The organism is Acidobacteriaceae bacterium (assembly GCA_028283655.1).
Classification (GTDB): Bacteria; Acidobacteriota; Terriglobia; order Terriglobales; family Acidobacteriaceae; genus Granulicella.
In genome coordinates this window covers 519,317-542,223 of sequence record JAPWKE010000003.1, presented here as the reverse complement: position 1 = coordinate 542,223, position 22,907 = coordinate 519,317, and the positions used below count along the sequence as shown (strand labels likewise).

Here is a 22,907-nt window from a genome sequence, read left to right as displayed (position 1 = left end):
CTCATTGTACGCAGCGACGCAGGCATACCGCGAAGGGGCACGACTTCCGTCGTGCCAATCACATCCACCACAACGAAGGGGCTTTAGCTCCTGAGGATCAGCTTGGCAAGCCGCGACCTTAGCGCGGCATGTCCCGATGCGAAGCCTTCGCGCGATACCCCGCCGCCCCCAGCCGCTTCTTCAGCTCTTCGGTAATCATCACCGACCGATGCTGCCCTCCCGTGCACCCGATGCCGATCGTCAGATAGCTCTTGCCTTCCTTGATGTAGTGCGGCAAAAGAAACGTCAGCATGTCGGTGGCCTTGTCCAGAAACTCCTGAGTCTGTGGGAAGCCACGCACATACTTCGCGACCTTCGGGTGCTTGCCCGTCAGCTTGCGAAACTCCGGTACAAAGTGCGGGTTCGGCAGAAAGCGTACATCGAAAACCAGGTCCGCATCGCTGGGCACACCGTTCTTGAACCCGAAGCTCATGACCGAAATCGTCAGGTTGCGATCGTCCTCAGCGTCCTTGCCTCCCGCAAACTGCGTGTTGATGTGCGCGCGCAACTCATGCACGTTGAACTTCGTTGTATCCAGCAGAATGTCGGCTACATTGCGCACGGGATCGAGTCGCTTGCGCTCCGCCTTGATCTGCGAAACCACCGTATCGCCACGGCCCAGCGGATGCGGTCTGCGCGTCTCCGAATAGCGCCGCACCAGCGAGTTGTCCTCAGCCTCCAGGAACAGCACCCGCACCGCAAGCACCTTGCGAACCTGCTTCAGAATCGACGGAAAACGATCCAGCTTTGCGCCTTCGCGCACATCGATCACCAGCGCCGCATGAGTAATGTCCGCGGACTTTGCCACCAGTTCCGCAAAACGCGGGATCAGCTCCAGCGGCAGGTTGTCGACCGAGTAATACCCCAGGTCCTCCAGCGCCTTCAGAGCAGATGCCTTCCCCGCCCCCGACATTCCTGTCAGGATCACAAGTTCGCGCTCATGCTCTCGATGCCGCGGCTGCTCTTTATGCTGCGGCGCAGGCACCTTCGTGCTTGCAGCCTTGCGGACCTTCGCTTCAGACGTCTTTGCGAGCTTCTCTGCCTTCGCCATATATGCGAGTCATCGTAGCACTCCCGCGCGACGCGCGCACAAACGCAGAACGGCGGCTGGAGCCTCGCTCCAACCGCCGCCCTTCTCTTGCTTCAATCTCTCCTAGGCTGCAGCCACATCCGGGGCCGCCAGGCCTGCTTTTAATCCGTGATCACGAACGGTCGCAGATTTTTCCTTATTGCGCACCGCCTGCGTTTCGAGCTTCATCAGCGCGTCGTGCAACGCCTGCTCGAAGTCCTTCGATTCGCAGCGTGCCACCAGGCTTCCGCAACTACACTGCATCGTAATTTCCGCCATCTTGCGGTACTTGTCTTCACTCAACATGACGTGCGCATGTGTGCAGCGATTTGCAACTTTGCTAATGCGTTCCAGGCCTGCTTCAGCCTGTTCCTTCTGCTTGCTGGTTATGGTCGTATGCCGGCCGGTGTATTCAATGATCATCTGCATATCCTCCAGCGATTGCGAGCCACTAGTGCTCGCAACGTATCAGTATGATGCGTTCATCTCATACGGCGTTGGTGGGTGCTTGGAATTTGCATATCCTCGCGATACTTCGCCACCGTGCGTCGCGTTACCTTAATGCCTTGACGCTGTAACTCTTCGGCTAAATATTCGTCTGTCCACGGCTTTCGTGGATCCTCTTCTTCGATCAGCTTCTTAACCCTTCGCTTCAACAACACCAGCGGAAGATCAGCTCCCTCGCTCCCGTTGCCTCCCTCCGAAAAGAAGAAACGCAACTCGTACACACCCTGCGTCGTATGAACATACTTGTTCGCTACCGCACGGCTTACGGTCGACGGATGCACGCCAATCTCTTCGGCCACCTCCTTGATCATCATCGGGCGCAAGCCTTCCACGCCTTGCTCGAGAAAATCCTGTTGCCTGCGCACAATCGCTTCGCACGTGCGCACAATCGTATTCTTTCGCTGCTCAATATTGCGCAGTAACTGGATCGCCGACTTGTAGCGCTCCTTCACATACTCGCGAACATCGCGCTCCGTGCCCTTCTCGCGCATCATGCGGCGATAGCTCGCACTCAACCGCAGAGCAGGCAAATCTTCTTCATTCATGACGACGGTCCACTCGTCATCCCGCTTCACAAACGCCACGTCCGGCTCGATCAAACGCGTCGTCACCTGGTTATACCGCTGCCCTGGTCGCGGGTCGAGCTTTCGAATCAGATCGACCGCCTCCGTCACCAACTCCGCGGGCCTCTTCACCAGCCGTATGAGCTCGCGCATGTCCTTACGCTGCAGCAGTAACAGGTGGTGCTCGACAATCTCCTTCGCCAGCGCCACGCGTTCGGGAGCCGCCACCATCTCTGCGCTCTCCAACTGCAACAGCAGGCACTCCTGCAGCGAGTGCGCCCCGACGCCCGGAGGATCAAGCTGCCGCATCACTCTGCGTGCGTCCGCAATCAACGTCGTCAGATCATCTTCAGAACCAAGCTCAAACGCAAACGAGGCCGCGATCTCTTCATCCGTAGCGGAAAGATATCCATCCTCATTCAGGTTGCCGATCACGACCTCGACCGCCTGCCGCAACTCTTCACTCAGCGACAGCGATCCAAGCTGCCACATCAGGTGATCGCTCAGCGTTGTCGGTGCAGACAGAAAATGCTCAAACGACGGCCGATCAGGATCGAAGTCATCAAACGACGTTCCGCCTGTACGAAAACCGGGGTCAAGATAGTCCTGAAAGTACGATCCGAAGTCGATCTCGTCGAACGGATCTTTCTCCTGCCCGCGCTCTGCATCGGCGCGCTCATCGGCCACCGAACGCTCGCGGTCTCCCTCGCGCGCCACACGCTCGTCGAAAGTCTCCCCGCCCTCCTCGATCTCCTCGAGTACGGGGTTCTCCACCAGTTCGCCGTTGATCATGTCCTTCAGCTCAAGCTTATTGAGCGCAAGCACACTGACCATCTGCACCAGACCCGGCGTCAGCACCTGGCGTTGCGAAAGCTTGGTGTTTAGGCGCGTCTGCAGCAACGTTGTCGAACCTCACTTCTCAACCGGAAAACCCTCCGGCAACTCGTTTGCAGACAACATCTGCAAGCGCGTGTGGTCACTATACTCTGCTTCGCCCCTGGAAGGAAAAACCGTTGCCGCCGTGCAAAACGTCAGACCCAAATCGGTCCACTACTCGTCGCCAGCCGACACACGAGGCCGTTCCTTCAGCCTGAAGCTTTCCCCCAGGTACACGCGCCGCACCTCGGCATCGCGCCCCAGTTCGCCGGGAGTTCCGGTGCGGAAGATTTTTCCCTGGCTGATGATGTACGCGCGGTCCACCACCGCCAACGTTTCCGCCACATTGTGGTCCGTAATCAGAATCCCGATCCCCGCAGCTTTTAGCTCGAAGATGATCTGCTGCAACTCCAGCACAGCAATCGGATCGATGCCCGAGAACGGCTCGTCCAACAGGATGAACGCCGGATTGATCGCCAGGCAGCGGCCGATCTCTACACGTCGTCGCTCACCGCCCGAAAGCGCATAGCCGCGCGTCTTGCGTACATGCGTCAGACTCAACTGAGAGAGCAACTGCTCCGTCCGCTTGCGACGCGCTTCCCAGGTGCCATGCTGCGTTTCCAGCACGGCCATAATGTTCTCTTCCACCGTCAGCTTGCGAAAGACCGAAGGCTCCTGTGGCAGATAGGAGATCCGATGCTCGCGCGCCCGCAGGTACATCGGCGTCCGCGTAATGTCCACATCATCGGTCAGAATGCGCCCCGCATCCGGTCGCACCAGACCTACGATCATGTAGAAACTCGTCGTCTTGCCCGCACCGTTCGGCCCCAGCAGACCCACGACTTCGCCCTGGTTGATCTCGAGAGAAACACCATCGACCACCTGGCGCCCACCGTAGTTCTTCGCGATCTCTTCCGTACGAAGCGTTCTCATGGCTTTGCTTACTGCCGTCCTTCGCCGGGCTCGGGCTGCACGCCAATCTCCGTGCGAACACGGTTGCGCCCTTTGCCTTCGCCTGCCACCACGATGGTACTATCCGCCGCGCTGAAAAGCAGCGTCGTTCCAGTCACATTGCCCTGCTGCGTGTCCACTACATGCGGTCGTTTCGCCGCCGTTCCCGTCAGCACAAACGTCTCTGTGGCCGCCGTATAGAGCAACTGATCCGCCGTTCCCGTCCGCCCCGGCTGCGTCAGCCGCACATTGCTAGACATCACTGCACGGTCCAGCGCACGGCCTGCCGGGTCAGCAGCCGCCAGAGCGCTCGCCTTGCCCTTCTCCCGTGAAGAGAAAAACACCGTCGCGCGGTCCGAACGAACATCGCCTCCACTGGCCAGCATTCGCACTCCGCCGGTGAAAACAGCCTCACCCCGAAGATCCGAGTAGTCTAACGCCGCGCTCGTAATCCGCGTCGCCTGCAGACCACCTGCAGACTTGCCTTTGCCCGCACCCGACGAGACAGCCGTATTCGCAAACACCGCCAGTACATGCCCGCTCTTGCTCGCCGGACGCGCCATCAGCATGTGCTCCTTGCCATCCATCGTCAGCACGGCAGCCTGCAACTGCGATCCGCCCTGCCACAACCGCGCAGGCTTCGCATCGCTTCCGGTAAACACCGCAAACTCGCCGCCTCGCGACATCGTGGCATGGTCCGCCGTCACATGCGAACTTTCGCGCGTAGTACCCGAAGCCGCCTTCTCCGGAGAAATCGTCGCCAGCACATCGCCTGTCGCCTCGGCGTCATCGTCCTGCCCACGCATCACAATCTCGCGCGCTGTAAGCTGCGTCTCGTTCTGCGCCACGTTCGCGTTGCCGGTCAGATGCAGCGTCTGCGCCAACGCGTCATACACCGCGTGCTCGGCGCTCGCCGTAGACACGGTCGCCTTGCCCTTCTTCGCCACGCCCTGGGACCGCAACAGCACATGCCCCGTCTCCACCGCGCTCGACATCTGCCCGTTCGGCGTAAACAGCATTGTCACGCTCTCTGCCGAGCTGTTCTGCACCTCACCGTTCGAAGCCATCTGCTCCAGCCGCGCATGGCCCGTGCCCACGACCTGCCTGGCTAACGTCTTTGCGCCCGTTGCAAACGCCGCCTGCAGATCGTCCGCGCGCAGCGTCGACCGCCGCCGCACTCCGGTCTTCGCCGCCAACGATTCGGCTTCTGCCATCGCGTCGCCGACAGCATGAACACCCGACACCTGCGTCTGCTTCGATCCGCTCCGCTCTGCCGTCAGCTCCACCACCACGCGATTGCCTGCGATCGAACGGTCCAGCCCGCTCTCCTTCGCCGTCAACCTCGCAGCCCCCGTCGCCGTCAGCTCACGCGCCTGCCCCGCAGCGTTGAACGCCAACTCCGCGCGCTGCGACGCTCCCTGCATCGGTCTGGTTGCCGAAATATCCACCAGCGTCACCCCACCGGTCATCACTGCCAGCTTCGGTTCGGCCTCTTCATTCATCGTCAGCGTAAGCTCCGAACCACGCAGCACCTGCATGCCCGAAGTCAGCACCACATCGCCCGTCGCGGTCGCCGTATCCACCGAACCGTTCTTCCGCATCCGAATCACAGCCAGCGCCGACTTCAAATGCTTGCCGTCTGACTCCAGCGTCGGCTGCTGCAACGTCGCCAGTTGGTGCCCGCGATCAAGGTCCGCCTTCGTCGCCGTCAGGTGGACCGGCTGTCCGCGCAAATCGCCATCCAGCCGCACATTCGCCAGCAGATGCACCACGCTGTCGGCCTCATCAAACTCTGCTCCACGAGCATGGGCTTCCATGCCTGCAAAGCTGAACGCTACATCCTCCTGCGTTGCCGCCACGCCCAGCTTGCGCAGATACACAAGCCCGCTCGTCAACACATGGATCGTATGCATGTTCTCGTTCGCGCCGCGCAACGCGCTCGGCGACCGGCCCTCTTTGCCCCTGATCTTCAGAGGCTGCGACGTAGAAGCATTCATCCCCTGCGGCGCTTCCAGGTCCATGTGGACCTGCCCCATCGCCTTCGCAATGCCTGCCTCCGGGTCGTACTCAAACTCTGCGCCGTAGATGTGATCGGTCCGCTCGCCACTCTTGCCAAACAGCGTCAGCTCCGCATCCCGCAGCGTCCATTTGCCATCGCTTCGCTGCAAAGCCTTCGCTGCGTGGAGCGTAAAAATCGTTCGCCCCTTCAGCGTCTGCGAATACGTGAACCCATTCGTCTCATGCGTAATCGTCACGCCCGAATGCTTCACCAGTTCGTGGAACGTCTTCAGCGCCTTCCAACGCCCATAGCCCACAAAGCCAGCCACCACCGCCAGCAACAGGGCCGCGCCTGCGATCAACACCCACCGAAGTCTGTCTACTGACAATCGCATCCGCACAAAACGCCTGAGCATTCATCATCTCACCCATCCGCCCCTTACAATGAAGAACGATGGCCGATCAGCTTTATCTCAGCTTGTGGTTCCCAAACTTCCGCCTCGCCGGGCTCCCCGACGCGCTCGCCGGCGTCCTGCGCCAGTTCGCCACCGTCGCCAAAGACGGCCAGGCCAGCTCGCCCCTCGGCCGCGTCGCCGCCGCCAGCGCCATTCCCATCAACTGGACCGAAGCCCCCATCTATCAGCGCCTCTACGTCAACGATGACCGCTCCGATACAGGCGAAGAGTCCATCATCGAAAACGCCGTACGCGAGGCCACCGAACAGCTCCACGACGATACCGCCTACGAGTTCGAAATGCGCTGGAACCTCTGGCAGCCCGAAGACGCCGGTGCCGCCGACCTTGGCTTCGACACCGCCTGGAAGCTCGAATCCGCTCGCGTCCGCATCATGGGCTTCGGCCCCGAGTTCGACTCTGGCAGCTATGAGCAAAACGGCCACATCCGCGTCGACTTTGGCCTCGACACCCCCTGGACCTTCGAAACCGAAGACGAACTCGACGAAGACGCTGCCAAATACATCCAGCAAAACGTCGAAAAGCTGCTCGCCTTCACGCTCCTGGTCGAAAAACACTGCGGCATCAGCAGCCGCCTTCTCTGGACCGAGTCCGGCGAGCCCCTGGCCGAAAAGCTGGTCGCGAAGCTCCAACGCATCAACTAACTCATCGCCACAAATAGAAAGAGGCCCGCATCCGCGAGCCTCTTTTAACGCTCTGAACACTATTCCTCTACGTTCTAAGCAAGCGCTGGATAATCCGTATACCCGGACTCCGTATGCGAGTACAGCGTCTCCATCACCAGCGCATTCAGCGGAGCTTTCTTCGCAAAGCGTTCCACCAGATCCGGGTTTGAGATCCACATCTTGCCCCACGCCACAGCATCCGCATCGCCGCGAGCAATCGCCGCCTCGGCGCTCTCCAGCGTGAACTGCTCGTTGGCGATAAACACGCCACCGAACTTCTGCTTCAGCTCCGGCGTCAACCAATCCGGCCCCTGATACTCACGCGCCATGATGAACGCAAGCTTGCGCTTGCCCAGCTCTTCCGCCACGTAACCAAACGTCTCCGCTCGGTTCGCATCGCCCGGGCACTGCCCGTCCGCACGCGGCGATAGATGCATCCCCACACGCCCCGGCCCGAAGACATCGCAGACCGCGTCCGTAGCTTCCAGCATTAACCGCGCCCGGTTCTCCAACGAACCGCCGTACTTGTCCGTGCGGTGGTTCGAGTTCGACTCCAGAAACTGGTCCAACAGGTAACCGTTCGCGCCATGCAACTCCACGCCGTCAAAGCCCGCGGCCTTCGCATTCGCCGCACCGTTCTTATACGCGGCTACAATCCCCGGAATCTCCGAGATGTCCACCGCTCGCGGCGTCTCATACTGCTTCTGCGGACGCACCAGAGAGACATGCCCATGCTGCGCCACTGCGCTTGGCCCAATCGGCAACTGACCGTTCAAATACGCCGGATCGCTCACTCGTCCCACATGCCAGATCTGCGCAAAGATGCGCCCGCCAGCCTTGTGCACCGCATCCGTCACAGGCTTCCAAAGCTCTACCTGATCCTCCGCCCAAAGCCCTGGAACCTGAGGGTACCCTACGCCCATCGGATCGATCGGAATCCCTTCGCTCACGATCAGCCCCGCAGCAGCCCGCTGCGTGTAGTACTCCACCATGATCGGCGTCGGCCGATGATCTTTCGTTCCCCGCAACCGCGTCAAAGGAGCCATCACCACACGGTTCGGCAGCGTAATCTCACCCACAACAAGCGAATCAAAAAGTCCCGGCAATAGTTTCTCCTGAATGGCGAAAGCGCCCACCTGTAAAGATGAGCGCCCGCCACAAAACGATTCGACCACCACCAAAACAACCCAGCTACACCCGCAAATCACCTTGTAGCTATCAACTGAAGGGTAGGGCTTCAGCCCTGCCATGACACCCATCGGCGCAAGGCGGCTTCAGCCGCTGAGGTACGCCTGGCAATCCAAAAAGAAAAGCCCCGCATCATCTGCGGGGCCTCTCTCTACTCTCGAACGCTCTAGCCAGCGACCACGATCTCCGCAAAGTCGGCGATCCCCGAAACGCTCGTCGCAATCAACGCCAGCAGCGTCAACCGCCGCTCACGCACCGCAGCATCCAGATCATTCACCATTACCCCTTCGAAGAACGCGTCCACTTCCTTGCGCAACGTCGCAATCGCCGACAACGCCGCCGCGTAGTCATGCAAAGCCGCAGCAGCGTTCACCGCCTCGCTCACTTCGTCAAACTTTGCTGCCAGCGCGTCCTCAACAGCCACGCCGCCAGAAGCAAACGAAGCTTCCGCAGGCAGCTCAAACTTCGCCTGCGCCAGGATGTTCTTCATGCGCTTGAACGCCGCACTCACGGCCAGGAAGTCCTCGCCGCCACGAGCCGCCGTCACGGCTTCGGCGCGAGCGATAGCGTCCCGCACATCGAGGAAGCCAGCCGCCAGCACAGCAGCGACCACGTCATACGCCGTACCCTTTACCTCGCGCAGATAGAACTCCACACGATCGCGGAAGAAGCCCAGCATCTTCGCCGCTGTCGCCTCATCCTTCGCCGAGGCATCGACGATCACCTGCAACGTTAGCGGCAAGCCCGTCTCCGCAAGAATCTTCACCACGCTATTTGCCGCACGGCGCAGCGCAAACGGGTCCTTCGAGCCCGTCGGCTCCATCCCCAGGCCGAACATGCCGGCAATCGTGTCCGCACGATCAGCGATGCCCAGCAGCGCACCTTCCGTCGAACGCGGAACACCGTCATCCATGCTCGCCGGAGTGTACTGGTCATAGATCGCTTCCGCCGCAACAGCCGAAACGCCCTGCGATGCCGCGTACAAGCCGCCGATCACGCCCTGCAGCTCTGTAAACTCTTTCACCAGTTCCGTCGTCAGATCAGCCTTCGCCAACAGGCAAGCCTCGCCCAGCGCCGCCACATCGACCCCAGCCACATCCGTCGCCAACTTCGCCGCCAACGCAGCAACACGCTCGCTCTTCGCCGCGTACGATCCAAGCTCCTTCTGGAACGTCACATTCTCCAGCAGCTTCACGCGCTCTGCGAGCGGCGTCCGCTGATCGAACTCCCAGAAGAACCGAGCATCGTTGAAACGCGCCCGCAGCACGCGTTCATTGCCCTGCTTGATGATCGGCGCGTTCGTCTCCGTCAGCGAGATATTCAGCACAGCCAGGAAGTACGGCAACAGCTTGCCGTCCGCACCCTCCAACGCGAAGTAGTTCTGGTGATCACGCATCACCGTCACCAGGACCTCTTCGGGCAACTCCAGATACTCTGCCTCAAAGCTGCCGAGCAGAACATCCGGCCACTCCGTCAGGTGCGTCATCTTCTCCACCAGCGCCTCATCCTCGCGCCAGCGAGCACCATCTACAGTGCGGCAAACATGATCCAGGGCCTTGCGAATTTTATGCCGCCGCGCTTCCACATCGGCGATCGCATACTCGCCCTCAAGCTGCGCGGCATAGCTCGACGGCGTCTGCATCTCAAACGCCTCGCCACTCGAAAGCACGCGATGCCCAAAGCTCACACGCTCCGCCACCTTGCCCGCAAACTCCACCGGCACGACCGCCTCGCCCAGCAGGCAAACCATCCACTGCACCGGACGCACAAACGTCTGGGTTGCACCCGGAATCCAGCGCATATTCTTCGCCCAGTAGATTGCCGCCAACTCCTTCGGCAGTTCGCTCGCGATGACTTCAGCAGCCGTACGGCCCGTCTTCGTCGACGACACCGCGATGTACTCGCCCTTCGGCGTCTCCACCCGCTTCAAATCGCCCACGCTCACGCCGTTCTTCTTCGCAAACGCTTCCGCCGCAGGCGTCGGCACGCCGTCCTTGAACGCAATCTTCGACGCCGGGCCCATCACCTCTTCGGTCACATCCGGCTGCTCGGCGAGCACGTCCTTCACCCACACCGCCAAACGACGAGGCGTCGAAAAGCTCTTCGCTCCGTCCAGCTCTCCGAAACCTTCCGGCAGCAACCGCTCTTTGCCGAGCATCGCCACAACGCGGCGCAACAGCTCCGCTTCTGCGCCGGGAATCATCCGCGCCGGAACTTCTTCTAAACCGATCTCAAACAGGAACTCTGCCACTACGCACCCACCAATGTTTCTTCGTTGCGGGCGGCCTTCAACCGCTCCTGCTCCGCATACACCTTCGCCACACCCACAATCAGGTTGCGAATGCGAGCCATGACACCCACGCGTTCGGTCACTGAAATTGCGCCGCGAGCATCCAGCAGGTTGAACGTATGCGAGCACTTCAGCGCAAGCTCGTACGCGCCCATCGTCGGGAAACGCAGCACCGTCAACGCCTCAGCGTTCTCATCTCCAAACAACGTCCATGCCTTATCGAGCAAAGCCTTGCACTCCGCCTCATACAGATTCAGGTGCTGCCACAGCTTGTCCACATCGGCGTAGTCAAACGAGTACGCCGAGAACTGTTGCTCTTCATGCAGGCGAACCTGTCCGTAGGTAAGCTCCTTGCCTGTCACCGCATCGCGCGACCACACGATGTCATACACCGAGTCGAGGTCCTGCACGAACTGCGCCAGCCGCTCCAGGCCATAGGTAATCTCGCCCGAGATCGGGTCGAGGTCCATACCGCCGCACTGCTGGAAGTAGGTGAACTGCGTGATCTCCTGCCCGTCCAGCATGACCTGCCAGCCGACACCCCACGCGCCGCCCACCGGCCACTCCCAGTTGTCTTCTTCGAACTTGATGTCGTGCTCGGCGAGATCGATCCCGATCGCCACCAGCGACGCCAGGTAAAGCTCCTGCACACGCTCTGGTGGTGGTTTCAAAATCACCTGGAGCTGCGTATGGCGGAACAACCGGTTCGGGTTCTCGCCATAGCGTCCATCGGCCGGACGGCGCGACGGCTGCGCGTACGCAATGCTGATCGGCTTCGGCCCCAACACACGCAAAAACGTGTCCGGGCTCATCGTTCCCGCACCGACCTCAAGGTCATACGGCTGCTGCAATACGCACCCATGCTCAGCCCAGAACTTCTGCAGCGTAAACAGAATCTCCTGGAACGTCAGGGCCTTCTTCTGGCTTTCGGATTTCATCCCTTATAGTGTAGCCAAACCCCGGCTCTCACGATTAGCAATACATGTTCCTGACGCCTTTCCGTTCCGCCCTATATCCTGTTCAAGACAGCAAATGGCACATCTCACAAACAACCTCCGCATCCGTTCCACCAAAGTCGTTCTCCCGCCGATCTTCCTCGAAGAGGAAATGCCGGTCACCGAAGCCGCCTCCAATACCGTCTTCGAAGCCCGCCGCCAGATCACCGAGATACTGAACGGCACGGACGACCGTCTCGTCGTCGTCGTCGGCCCCTGCTCCATCCACGACACCGCCGCCGCGCGTGAGTACGCCGCGCTGCTCAAAGGCGCTATCGCCGAGCTCTCCGACGACCTCATGATCGTCATGCGCGTCTACTTCGAAAAGCCGCGCACTACCATCGGCTGGAAGGGCCTCATCAACGACCCGTACTTCGACGACTCCTTCCGCATCTCCGACGGTCTCCGCATCGCACGCCGCCTTCTGCTCGACCTCGCCGAGCAAGGCGTGCCCGCAGGCACCGAGTTCCTCGACATGATCTCGCCGCAGTACGTCTCCGACCTCGTCAGTTGGGGAGCCATCGGCGCACGCACCACCGAGAGCCAGGTTCACCGTCAGCTTGCTTCGGGACTCTCCTGCCCCGTCGGCTTCAAGAACGGGACCTCCGGCAACACCCAGATCGCGGCCGAAGCGATCCTCTCGGCCACGCACTCGCACACCTTCCTCGGCAGCACAGAGTCCGGCCAGAGCGCTATCCTGCTCACCTCCGGTAACCCTGACTGCCACATGATCCTCCGCGGCGGACGCCAGACGACCAACTTCGACGCCACCGCCGTCGCTGCCACCGTCGCGCAGATGCAGAAGTCCGGCGTTGCTCCGCGCATCATGATCGACTGCTCCCACGCCAACAGCGGCAAAGACCACCGCAAGCAAGGAACAGTCTCCGCAAACGTCGCAGGACAGGTCGCCGCAGGCGATCGCCACATCATGGGCGTCATGATCGAGAGCAATCTCGTCGCCGGTGCGCAGTCACTCGTCGACGGCAAAGCCCTTACCTACGGGCAAAGCATCACCGACGCCTGCATCGACTGGCCCGAGACCGCCACGCTCCTCCGCGAACTCGCAGCCTCCGTCCGCGCACGTCGCACCCCGTCAAACTAGCGCCTCATCCAGCAAAGCCTCGAGCAGACAAGCACTCTCTGCTCGAGGCTTTGCTGTTTCTGATCTCCGCTATTCAACACGACCGCGCCTAACAGTCAGCTAAAGATCGCCTCCCTGTCCAAGCCTTTTTCCGATAGTTCAAGCGGGAAATAACTGTGTTTCCCCGGCATCCTCTTGTCGTCCAATAAGCAAACGGACGCCATAGACTGGCACAGCCTTAGGAGGCTCGACGATGAAGAACAAGACTCTCGCAGCATTGGTTTCACTCGTAGGCACGGGAGCCGTGCTTACCCCGGCACTGCACGCGCAGCAAAACACCGGAGCCGTCGCCACCGGCCACCGCGAGATTCTTCTCCAGCAACAGCAATCCTGGAACGGCAAGCCTTATACCGCCTACCCCAAGGGCCAGCCCGAGCTCACTCTCATCAAGCTCACCCTCGCGCCGCACACGCTGCTTCCCTGGCACACGCATCCGTTCCCCAACGCGGGCTACGTTCTCTCCGGCACACTTACGCTGCATGATCGCGCCAGCGGGAAGACCCACGTCGTCCATCAGGGAGAGGCCTTCGCCGAATCCGTCGACGACCAGCACCGCGGCGAATCCGGCGACACTCCTACCGTCCTGATCATCACCTACTCCGGCGTTGCAGGCGTCCCCACCTCCATCCCCGCCAAGGGCGAAAAGCCCGAGTACTAAGCCCCCTTCGCAATCACTTTTATTCTGGGTCGACGACCCTCTCGCGGCCGTCGGCCCCAAATAACATCGACAAGCAGGAGCGCACTCATGGAAAACCCCAAAACCACCTTCATCGTCATCGCCGAGTTTGAAGTCTCCGCCGAACATCGCAGCGAGTTCCTTGAGCTTTGCGCCTACGATAGCCAGCACTCCGTCGCGGACGAACCCGGCTGCCAGCAGTTCGACTGCATCACAGCCGAAGAAGCGTCCACAAGCGTAGTTCTCTACGAGGTTTACAACGACCGCGCCGCGTTCAACACTCACCTGGCTACGCCGCACTACGCCGTCTTTGCCGGGGGCGTCGAACGCCTCGGGGTCAAAAAGGTGCTCGTTCGTTTCTTCAACCGGCAGTAAACCAGAAACCTTGGAGACCTTATGTCCTCTGTCATTAGCAGCAATCCCAAGGACACTGCCCTTTTGCGAGGGCTTGGACGTCTTCGCAAAAGGCTCTGTGCCGTCAGTATTGTTGCCGTTTGCGCGTGCGGCACCTTACTGCACGCGCAAACACCAGCAAACGTACCGATCTACAAGATCGTCACGTACAAAGTTCCCCACCAGAACCTCGCCGCGTTTCTTACGCAATGCAGCCTCAACGCCGAAGCTACTCGCAAAGAGGCCGGGACATTAAACTTTCAGGTACTCCAACCGATCGACTCCCCAGACACGGTTCTTCTTCTGGAGGAGTATAAAAATCAGTCAGCCAGCGAGTCGCACAGCCACACCGCGCACTTCCTTGCCTTTATGCGAGCCGTACAACACTCTGGAGCAACGCGCACTGCCCTCGTTGCAGCTCCCCTTCTCCCAAACGAGCACTAACAACAAGGCACCTGAGTTACCTCTGGCAAAACACTATGGAGCTTCGCCATTTACGTTACTTTGTCGCAGTAGCTGAACGCGGCTCTTTTGTTGAGGCCAGCAAGCGGCTCTACGTCTCACAGTCGGCCATCAGTGAACAAATTGCCGACCTTGAAGCTGAACTTGGCGGCGCGCTCTTCTCTCGCAAGAGCCGCCGCCCTTCTTTGACCCCGCAGGGAAAGCTGTTTCTAGACGAAGCTCGAAAAGTTTTGAGCGCCAGCACAGAGGCCGTCTCCGTTTTCAAGCGTGGCATGGCCAGCGATATCGGGACTCTTACCATCGGCTTCTTCGCCTGGGGTATTGGTCCATACTTCACCAAAAGCATTCGTGAGTTTCGCCAGCTGCACCCAGGCGTTCATCTTGAACTTCACGAGATGCTTTCGCGCGAACAGATGGAGAGCCTCGGCACCGGCAAGATCGACATTGGGCTTGGACGTCCTGTCGTTGCTCCATTCGACCGCATTCTTTCCAGCGAACTGCTTTACTCCGAACGCATCGTCGCAGTGCTTCCCGCAGAGCATCCGCTGGCGGATGGCCCCGTCGATCTCTCGAAACTGGCCTCCGAACGCTTCGTCATGCGCGACCGCAATGGCATAGATAATCGCTACGACATTCTTCTGAAGGCCTGCCTGGACGCCGGTTTCCAACCCGAAGTGGTGAGCACAGCCAGAACCTGGAATGGCGTAGCGTCTCTCGTAGAAGCTGGCGTAGGCGTCGCTCTTGCTCCTGGTGGCATCAAACGCGTAGCCTCGCCCGGCGTTGCCATTCAGCCTCTGGTCCCGGAGATGACCGACGTTGGCATCGCTGCGGCTTGGAACCCCAAGAATGAAAGCCGACTTCGTTCAGGCTTTCTGGACATCCTAAGAAAACACAGCAAGGAAGAGCTCTAACGCCTGCCCTTCTTCTCGAAATGAAAAAGGGCAGGCTGGAAATCCAGCCTGCCCTTTGCATCATCCACTCCACGAACTATCCGAGCGTCTGGATCTTCTCGCGCAGCGCCTTCGCGGCCGCAGCCGGGTCCTTCGCTCCATAGATAGCAGCGCCTGCAACCGCAATCGTCGCACCGGCGGCTTCTACTGCGCCAATGCGCTCTGCATTGATACCGCCAGCAACCGAGAACGGCACGCTTGCGTTCTTGCCTGCGGCCAGCAGTGTTTCGATGCTGTATCCGCTCTGCGCCTGCTCATCCAGACCAGCATGAAGCTCAACCCAGCTCACACCAAGCGCCTTCAGCTCCTGCAAACGCGCAGCCTTGTCCGCCACACCGATCATGTCGGCCACAACAGACTTGCCATGTGCCTTGCCAGACTTTACAGCGCCTGCAATCGTGCTATCCGCAGCCGATGCCAGCACCGTCATGATGTCTGCGCCAGCTTCAAACGCAAGGTTCGCTTCCAGCTCGCCCGCATCCATCGTCTTCATATCGGCGAACACGAGCTTATCGGGATAAGCCGCCTTCACATTGGTCACAACGCTCAGACCCTGCTGCTTGATCAGCGGCGTGCCCAGCTCGATCACATCGACATACGGCGCAACCTGGTGGAGCAGCTTGAGAGCATCAGCGGTAGAGAGAAGATCGATAGCGACTTGCAGTTTCATGTTGACTCCGTAGTTGGTTATTCGAGGTTGGCGTGGCGTTTCCACAACTCTTCAGCGGTCTCACCGCGCTGATGCCACAGGTTCTGGAACAGGGCATCCATCACGAGCAGAAGAGTCTGCTCAAAGAGGGCGCCAGCATACTGTTGCGAGATCGTTCCATCATTCCCTTGCTTGGTTGCCGCAGGAATCACCACCACGGAGTTCGCCAGCAAGCCAAGCGCGGACTCTGCCGAGGCAGTAAGCGCCAGCACACTCGCTCCGGCTTTCCGCGCGATTTCCGCCGCATGGACCGGCCCCGCAGTCGTCCCCGAGCCCGAAGCCACCACCAGCAGATCACCACTCGCAATCGCAGGTGTGACAACCTCGCCCGCGACATACACCATCAGGCCGAGGTGCATCATCCGCATGGCGGCCATCTTCAGCGCCAGCCCGCTGCGCCCCGCCCCCAGAAAAAAGACCCGGTTGGCCTGCTGCAGCATCGTGGCGGCCCGGCCAGCCTCTTCCGCATTTACCTGCAAAAGGGTCTTCTGCACCTCTTCAAGAAGAAGGGTGCTCGTGGCCGTAAACTCCGTCTGTGTGTTCTGCATTACCTTCCCATCATCGGCCATCGCTTCACGCCGAATCCAACAGGAAATACAGATCAGTCATAGAAAGAATCTATCGTCGCTCCTGCGGCGGCTTCCGCGCGAATGCCTTATGCGAGTTCAGAATCAAGCGGATAGACTTTACCATCTCCGGCGAGTGCGCCAGTTCAAGCCACGTTCGCAGCAAAACGGGGATAGGCTCTGCCCGCGCGGTCAGAAATCCGACGTTCGCCTGCGCCGTCTGGTCCTGGAACGCATACGACCGTACAGGGAGCGTCGACGAAAGGTGGCTCGCCAGCGACTGCGGAATCACAGTAGCGTACCGCCCCGTCTTCAGTGTCGCCTCCAGAATTGAAGTCGAGTCCGTCCACAAGATGCTCGGCGCAGACTGCAACCGGGCCTCCACATCATTCGGCAGAGAAGAACGCACCAGGCAAAGAGGCTGCGAGACCGCCTGCTCCCAGCTAATCCGCGTCGCGCTCAACGCCATCTTCGGCGAAAACAGGATCATCTGCTCTCGGTAGAGCATGTGCTGCGCCAGACCCTCTTCCGGGGTCTCATCCAGATAGCTCAAAGCAATATCCAGTTGCCCGGCGCGAAGCTTCTTCAGCAGCAGGTCGCTCTCCATCGTCTCAATCGACAACTGTGCTGCTGGCACCTTCTCCGCAAATGGAACGCTCATTACCGACGCCAGAGCAACCGTCGCGGGCAGCACGCCCACCTTGAACGGGCCTCCCAGCGACTGCTCACGAAACGTATAGAGCTCCTGCTTTAGACGCTGGCAATCATCGAGCATCTGCTGAGCCCACGCCAACACGCGCTCGCCCTCCGGCGTCAGCCCCTCAAAGCGCCGTCCACGCTTCACAATCTGCACACCCATATCTTCTTCAAGCTGCTTAATTCCAGCCGAGAGCGTTGGTTGAGAGACAGAACAGACACTCGCCGCTCGCGAAAAATGGCGTTCCCCATGCAGCGCAAGCAGATACTCGAAATTCCTGATAATCACTCTCTAACGATAGTCGCTCCATAGCTTCGCCGTCAGCGCTTCCACTGGAACCCGACCATCGAAAGCCCACCGGAAATCATGTAGTCGTACGGCCGATACCTTCCCACACCAGCTGCCGCCTGCACGGAACCATTCAGTGTCCCGCCAAAAACCTTGCGCAGACCTCGCCCATACCCCACCGTCGCGGCCGATCGCACATGGTCATGATTCGCTTCGTCCACCCGCAGGTTCAGGTCTCCCGTCAACCACCAGCGGAGCGTTCGGCTGCTGTAGACCGAGTACAGATCAAGATCGCTGCGGTTCACCTTCGACCGGCCTGCCGGTCCTGCGAAGGAAACCTGCTGCTGAAAGAACTGCGCCACAAGCAGCCGCGGCCCCCAGAACCGCGCGTAGGCGACGCTCGGCGTCAGTAGCCACTTTCCATCGCCGATGCGATCGTCTCCCGCGCTGGGCACTGTCATAGACGTCGTCAGCAAAACACCATGCTGCGATGTCACATACGGGATCCACTGCGCCTTGAAGCTCCCCTCTCCCAGCACTACGGGCCTGTCGCCCGCAGGGCTCCCGGCCGTGCTCGCCGCAGCCCCAAACGGCAGTGAGCCTCCAACGCTCATCGACGAATTATGGAAGGTCTCTGTATACCCCACCGTCGTCGTCCATTGCGTACCATTCGCGGCAAGGCGATCAAACTCCTCGCTGGCAGAGAGTGTGCGAAACAAAAACGTCGGGTTCTTCGAAAGCGCCGGCTCCTGCGCCACAGACACAGGCTCAGATGCGACGACCGTCTGCGCGCACGCAATCGTTGTCGCCATCAGCAGAACGGCAGGCAGAAGGTACTGGAGTGATTTCACGTTCTAGAGTTGTGCTTTCTGCAGGCAAACCCCACGCTCACCTGGAACGTGAGGTTTGCCTGCTTACTTCCCGGCAGCAAGTTTGCTGTCGAACCAGATCTTCCACTGAGGAACAGCCGTCGCATACGTTCCACGATGCGAGGTCTTCCCTGTAGACACAGCTTCCACCATCGGGTTGCCGCTCCCCATAGCCTGCTGGTACGTCATGGCGATCCGCCCAATGCCCGGCGTAATCGCTTCATCCGTCTCGCCGTAGTAGTTCCGCGTCGGGCTCTGCGTCACCCAGCGGTACGCCTGCGCATGTTCGGCCACCAGGCGGCCATACGCAGAGTTCGCAAAGTACTGCGGATCGAAGTACTCCTTGCGAACCAGCTTATGCAGGTCCACCGGAATATCGTGAATGTTGAACGGCTGCTTCTCGTACGCCTTGCGCGAAACCTCGTAGTACTCATCGTTGAGGACAGAACGCGCCAGTCCCGGAACACCGTAGTAGTTCTCAAACGAGAAGGAAGAGAGGATAAACAGCGTCGACAACCAGTCGGCATCGTTCTTGCGCGGGTAGTCAAGGAACCCGCTCAGCGTCGCAAACACATCCAGCGGGGCGCTTGCCGTAGCAGCAGCAGCCACCGGCACATGCGCGCTCTCCAGCTTCTCCAGAAAGGCCATCGTCACAAACCCGCCCTGCGACCACCCCGCCAGGAACAGTTGCGGCGCCGCAATCTTCATCTGCGCCAATACCGCCCGGCTTGCCATCAACATGTCATAGGTCGCCTGCTGATGGCTTCCCTTCACCATGTAGCCTTCTTTACCTGTCGAAGTCCCCATGCCGAAGTAATCCGCGCCGATCACGATGTAGCCCTGCCCGCCAAACTGAGCCAGCATCAACGCCGTCTCAGGCGACTGGTCCGGAAACGAGGGTACCTGCTCTTTTCCATAAACCGTCCCGTGCTGGTACGAAACCATCGGGAAGCTCGCTCCTGCCACCTCGGGAACCGCAAGCAGTCCGCTCGCGACCGTGGGCTGATTGCCCTGCTCCGGGATTACCGAGTTGTACGTGATGCGGTAGAGCTTCACGCCATTGCGTGCGGGCGTGTACTTCACATCCACACCAAAGAACTTCGGAGCCTGTTCCGTCAGCACATGGTTGAGCTTTGCCGCGTCCCACTGCCCGATCAGCTCGTAGCGCACACCAGAAGTAACCTCAACGACGCTCGAAGAGCTCTGCGCCTGAACGCAGGCAGGCGAAACGATCAATGCAGCCGCCAAAGCCAGGCCTGCAAACGCACGTGATGCAAAACTCATAAGTAAAGTCCTTGATAAAAAGAGGTTTAACGTGACAGCGCGGATCTCTCCAACGATCCGTACGCGAGCACAGAGAGGGGTTTGGATGTAACCCTATCACCGCAAATTGGCATGATCTATTGCTCTTGAGTGTTACTTAAGGAACCAGTGCGTCCGTTCGGATCAAACGCGCCGCGCTTCTCAGTCTTCGCTCCAGATGCCGTTCCAGCACGCCCACCGCAAACTCCCGCAGATCACGCGAACGCTCCGCATCCCAGGCCTCCGCCAGTAAAGCCTCCAGCCCTGTCCGCATGATGCCGTGGCTCTCCGCCACCGAAGCTGCCGACAAACGCCGGCTCTGTGGCCTGCGATCATCCCGGCACGTCACTCCGTCCGCCACAGGAGACCACCACACATCGCCCCCGCGCAGGTCCAGCCCACACGCCACGCAATGCCCAAGTTCCGGCCACCAGCCCATCAACCGGTTCATCCACACGCAGAAGTACGTCACCGGCAGCCACACCGCATTGGCGTCCATCGCCGTCAGGCACGTCATCGCCAACCGGAAAACATGGTCTTCGGGGGCCCCCTCGGGCATCGCCTCTTCCAGCACCTCGGTCACAAGCTGCACGCCCGCCAGCCGCTCCAGAGAGATTACCGCCGTCATGGGCGACCAAAGAATCTCAAAGCTATCCAGCCGTACCAACTCCACCCGCGGTCGCTCCGTGTAATGCGCCCGCACATACGTCGCAGGCTCCAGCGCCCCACCAAAACGCTTGCGCGACTTCATCGCATGACGCGCCACACCCTTCACTTTGCCCTGCTCCCGCGTCAGCAGGCTTACCAGCAGATCAGCTTCATGGAACGGCCACGTACGCAGCACAATCGCTTCGCCGTGATGCGGAATCTGCCGTCCCTGAGCCAAAACACCTGCCTCGTTTCTTCCAACACAACCCTGTTAAGCCCCAGACACCTGTATCTCTCTATCCAAACGAAATAGAGCTTGCGTAGTTTTCCTGGCCCAATTTCTATACTAAGAACATCCGCACAAATCAGAAAGAAACAACTGCCATCCGCAGGCATGTGCCTTCCAACCCCTTTAGACGGGCAACTTTACTTGCCAGACAGGAAGTCAATCAATGGGGAGGAGCAACGGTGCGAGAGCAACATTCAGCGCCCAAAGCAAAAGGTGCGTCGCCGAAGCCACGCACCTTTCGTACTGCAAAAATCTGATTTAGCGACCGAAGTGAGCCGAGTTCAGATCGCGGAAGTGTACCCAGTTGTCGGGCAGATCATCGCTGGCGTAAATCGCCGAAACCGGGCAAACCGGAACACAGGCGCCGCAGTCGATGCACTCAACCGGGTCGATGAAGAGCTGGTTCACTTCTTCAGAGCCGGCCTCGCCAGTCTTCGGGTGGATGCAGTCCACCGGGCAAGCGTCCGTGCAGGCGCGATCCTTTGTGTCGATGCAGGGTTCTGCGATTACATATGCCATTGTTCGATCTCTCCTTGATGCGAAGCGTGAGCTTCTGAGTCCCTCAACCCCTGCTCGCTTAGACCAGTCGATAGTAGCAAGAAAATCGGCCAATCCCAAGCGAGAAGTTTTTCACAAATAGGACTAAATCAGCCCTATTTACGCGGGTTTCAGCTCTCTGAGCACCCGGGCGGCAAGCTCTGCAAGCTGCTCCGGAAACACTCGCTCGCCGATCTCGCGAAGCTCATCGATCGTCCACCAGCGCGCTTCCTGCATCAGCCGAATCTCCTCCGGGGTCACACCTGTCAGCTTCGGAGCCTCACGCTCACACCACGCGGCGAAGTACACATCGTAGTTCTCGACCGTTTCACCGAGATGCGTGTATGTCCCGCCGGTATTCTCCAGCACTGGCCCGACCAGCGGCAGCGCCAGCCCGACCTCTTCCAACAGCTCCCGCGCCGCCGCGCTTCGGTCGTCCTCGCCAGCCTCGACCTCACCTCCCGGAGTCACCCAGAAGACAAACGGCTTCCCTTCCAACTCCGCCTCAAAGCGGATCAGAAAAATCTCATTTTCAGGAGAGAACAACAACACGCGCGCAGAACGACGAAGTCGCACTACACCTCGCCAGCAGCCCTGCGCGCAGCAAACTCCGCAGGCGTAGGAATCGGCTCAAGGTCTTTCCCTGCGAGCATCTGCTCAAAGAGCGCCTGCATCTCGCCGTGGATCAACCCATTCGTCGCCAGCACCTCGCGGCTGTCCAGCGTGAACTTCGCGCCATCCAGATGCGTCACCATGCCGCCAGCTTCTTCCACCAGCAGGTAGCCCGCACTCGTGTCCCACGGGTTCAGCTTGAACTCCCAGTACCCATCGAGGCGACCAGCAGCAACGTATGCCAGATCCAGCGCCGCAGAGCCTGCACGGCGAACGCCATGCGAGCGCAACGTGAACTCCTGGTAGAAGTGAACGTTCGGCGAGCGATGACGCTTGTGGCTCGGAAAGCCTGTCGCAATCAGCGACTCCTGCAGCAACTTCGCCGACGAAACGTGAATGCGTTCGCCGTTCAGAAACGCACCCTCACCCTTCGCTGCCGTGAACAGCTCATCGCGTAGCGGATCGTAGATGATGCCTGCAACCATCTCGCCGTCTTCTTCGGGCTTCAGCTCAGGCGTACGACGTTCACACCCCAGCACCACGCAGAACGCCGGAAAACTATGCGCGAAGTTCGTCGTCCCATCCAGCGGATCGACGTACCAGCGGAACTCGCTATCGAGCGCCGAACGCGTGCCCTCCTCGCCATAAACACCATGCGTTGGAAACGCCTCGATCAGACGCGAGACGATTAGCTTCTCGCTCGCGCGGTCGGCCTCGGTCACCAGGTCGACATCGCCCTTGTACTCGGTACGCACACCGCGCTTGTAATACTCACGCAGCAGCGCTCCCGCTTCCTGCGCGATCAGTGCAGCCTTCTCGATGAACTCGCTCACGATGCTTCCTTCCCGTTAGTGCGCTGAGGCGGTTTCTTCGCGATTGCCATTGCGCTTCAAACCGGGAAGCACGTTCTCAGAGATAGTGCGGACCTGCGCTTTGTAGATGAAGAGGTTGGGCTTGCCTTCACGTGTCAGGCGCAGCATCAAGTCGTCGAAGTACTCGATCCAGCCGGAGACGACCTCGCCGTCACGCAGCTTCACCTGTACCTGCACCTGCCTGTCAGAGAGCGACTTCAGATAGAGCGCTTCCTGACCGGTATCGCCCGTAGGCATCTTTTGCCGCCGCTTCCAGATCCTCATAGCTAAATTGTACGTTGT

The 22,907-nt window shown here is 59.9% G+C and carries 23 protein-coding genes; 5 read left to right on the top strand and 18 right to left on the bottom strand.

The genetic code is table 11. The annotated features are described in order from the left end of the window. Positions 1-118 precede the first annotated feature (118 nt). The 5 genes from rapZ to PW792_05055 form a co-directional block, all read right to left on the bottom strand. Complete coding sequence (gene rapZ / locus PW792_05075) at positions 119-1,090, bottom strand: RNase adapter RapZ (protein MDE1161305.1); 972 nt, start codon at positions 1,088-1,090, stop codon at positions 119-121. Between the two features lie 102 nt (positions 1,091-1,192). Continuing rightward, complete coding sequence (gene raiA, locus PW792_05070) at positions 1,193-1,537, bottom strand: ribosome-associated translation inhibitor RaiA (protein MDE1161304.1); 345 nt, start codon at positions 1,535-1,537, stop codon at positions 1,193-1,195. 53 nt (positions 1,538-1,590) lie between these two features. Continuing rightward, positions 1,591-3,078, bottom strand: coding sequence for an RNA polymerase factor sigma-54 (gene rpoN, locus PW792_05065; GenBank protein MDE1161303.1), 1,488 nt, complete (start codon positions 3,076-3,078; stop codon positions 1,591-1,593). A 150-nt stretch (positions 3,079-3,228) separates the two neighbouring features. Then, positions 3,229-3,987, bottom strand: coding sequence for an LPS export ABC transporter ATP-binding protein (gene lptB, locus PW792_05060; protein MDE1161302.1), 759 nt, complete (start codon positions 3,985-3,987; stop codon positions 3,229-3,231). Between the two features lie 8 nt (positions 3,988-3,995). Then, complete coding sequence (locus PW792_05055; protein ID MDE1161301.1) at positions 3,996-6,398, bottom strand: LptA/OstA family protein; 2,403 nt, start codon at positions 6,396-6,398, stop codon at positions 3,996-3,998. Positions 6,399-6,457: 59 nt separating this feature from the next. Here PW792_05055 and PW792_05050 point away from each other — a divergent pair, with 59 nt between their 5' ends. After that, complete coding sequence (locus PW792_05050; GenBank protein ID MDE1161300.1) at positions 6,458-7,120, top strand: hypothetical protein; 663 nt, start codon at positions 6,458-6,460, stop codon at positions 7,118-7,120. Positions 7,121-7,194: 74 nt separating this feature from the next. Here PW792_05050 and PW792_05045 read toward each other — a convergent pair whose 3' ends face one another. From PW792_05045 to PW792_05035, 3 genes are all read right to left on the bottom strand, one after another. After that, on the bottom strand, positions 7,195-8,247 hold the full coding sequence (locus PW792_05045) for an alkene reductase (protein MDE1161299.1): 1,053 nt from the start codon (positions 8,245-8,247) through the stop codon (positions 7,195-7,197). Between the two features lie 248 nt (positions 8,248-8,495). Then, positions 8,496-10,580, bottom strand: a complete 2,085-nt coding sequence (gene glyS, locus PW792_05040) for a glycine--tRNA ligase subunit beta (protein MDE1161298.1) — start codon at positions 10,578-10,580, stop codon at positions 8,496-8,498. Next, positions 10,580-11,557, bottom strand: a complete 978-nt coding sequence (locus PW792_05035; protein ID MDE1161297.1) for a glycine--tRNA ligase subunit alpha — start codon at positions 11,555-11,557, stop codon at positions 10,580-10,582. Before PW792_05035 ends, glyS begins: the two co-directional genes overlap by 1 nt. A 94-nt stretch (positions 11,558-11,651) precedes the next feature. Here PW792_05035 and PW792_05030 point away from each other — a divergent pair, with 94 nt between their 5' ends. From PW792_05030 to PW792_05015, 4 genes are all read left to right on the top strand, one after another. Next, complete coding sequence (locus tag PW792_05030; GenBank protein MDE1161296.1) at positions 11,652-12,716, top strand: 3-deoxy-7-phosphoheptulonate synthase; 1,065 nt, start codon at positions 11,652-11,654, stop codon at positions 12,714-12,716. Positions 12,717-12,948: 232 nt separating this feature from the next. Then, on the top strand, positions 12,949-13,413 hold the full coding sequence (locus tag PW792_05025) for a cupin domain-containing protein (GenBank protein MDE1161295.1): 465 nt from the start codon (positions 12,949-12,951) through the stop codon (positions 13,411-13,413). Positions 13,414-13,500: 87 nt separating this feature from the next. Then, positions 13,501-13,806, top strand: a complete 306-nt coding sequence (locus tag PW792_05020; protein ID MDE1161294.1) for a putative quinol monooxygenase — start codon at positions 13,501-13,503, stop codon at positions 13,804-13,806. 497 nt (positions 13,807-14,303) lie between these two features. Continuing rightward, positions 14,304-15,197, top strand: a complete 894-nt coding sequence (locus PW792_05015) for a LysR family transcriptional regulator (protein ID MDE1161293.1) — start codon at positions 14,304-14,306, stop codon at positions 15,195-15,197. Between the two features lie 76 nt (positions 15,198-15,273). Here the strand turns inward: PW792_05015 and PW792_05010 are convergent, their stop codons facing one another. The 10 genes from PW792_05010 to PW792_04965 all read right to left on the bottom strand — a co-directional run bounded on the left by PW792_05010 (position 15,274) and on the right by PW792_04965 (position 22,862). Next, a complete protein-coding gene (locus PW792_05010) occupies positions 15,274-15,906 on the bottom strand; it encodes an orotidine 5'-phosphate decarboxylase (GenBank protein MDE1161292.1) in 633 nt (210 codons plus the stop codon). A gap of 17 nt (positions 15,907-15,923) precedes the next feature. Next, a complete protein-coding gene (hxlB, locus tag PW792_05005) occupies positions 15,924-16,493 on the bottom strand; it encodes a 6-phospho-3-hexuloisomerase (GenBank protein MDE1161291.1) in 570 nt (189 codons plus the stop codon). Between the two features lie 70 nt (positions 16,494-16,563). After that, a complete protein-coding gene (locus tag PW792_05000; GenBank protein ID MDE1161290.1) occupies positions 16,564-17,496 on the bottom strand; it encodes a LysR family transcriptional regulator in 933 nt (310 codons plus the stop codon). A gap of 32 nt (positions 17,497-17,528) precedes the next feature. Continuing rightward, a complete protein-coding gene (locus tag PW792_04995) occupies positions 17,529-18,347 on the bottom strand; it encodes a hypothetical protein (GenBank protein MDE1161289.1) in 819 nt (272 codons plus the stop codon). A 63-nt stretch (positions 18,348-18,410) separates the two neighbouring features. Beyond that, positions 18,411-19,649, bottom strand: coding sequence for an alpha/beta hydrolase (locus tag PW792_04990; GenBank protein MDE1161288.1), 1,239 nt, complete (start codon positions 19,647-19,649; stop codon positions 18,411-18,413). Positions 19,650-19,785: 136 nt separating this feature from the next. Beyond that, on the bottom strand, positions 19,786-20,553 hold the full coding sequence (gene recO / locus PW792_04985) for a DNA repair protein RecO (protein ID MDE1161287.1): 768 nt from the start codon (positions 20,551-20,553) through the stop codon (positions 19,786-19,788). Between the two features lie 309 nt (positions 20,554-20,862). Beyond that, positions 20,863-21,123, bottom strand: a complete 261-nt coding sequence (locus tag PW792_04980) for a ferredoxin family protein (protein ID MDE1161286.1) — start codon at positions 21,121-21,123, stop codon at positions 20,863-20,865. A 138-nt stretch (positions 21,124-21,261) separates the two neighbouring features. After that, the gene (locus PW792_04975) at positions 21,262-21,717 is read right to left on the bottom strand and encodes an NUDIX domain-containing protein (GenBank protein MDE1161285.1); all 456 of its coding nucleotides are present in this window, start codon (positions 21,715-21,717) and stop codon (positions 21,262-21,264) included. Beyond that, the gene (locus PW792_04970) at positions 21,717-22,586 is read right to left on the bottom strand and encodes an inositol monophosphatase family protein (GenBank protein MDE1161284.1); all 870 of its coding nucleotides are present in this window, start codon (positions 22,584-22,586) and stop codon (positions 21,717-21,719) included. The genes PW792_04975 and PW792_04970 overlap by 1 nt, the downstream gene beginning before the upstream one ends. 15 nt (positions 22,587-22,601) lie before the next feature. Beyond that, positions 22,602-22,862 (bottom strand): RNA chaperone Hfq, encoded by a 261-nt coding sequence (locus tag PW792_04965; protein MDE1161283.1) that lies wholly within the window; start codon positions 22,860-22,862, stop codon positions 22,602-22,604. Positions 22,863-22,907: the final 45 nt, after the last annotated feature.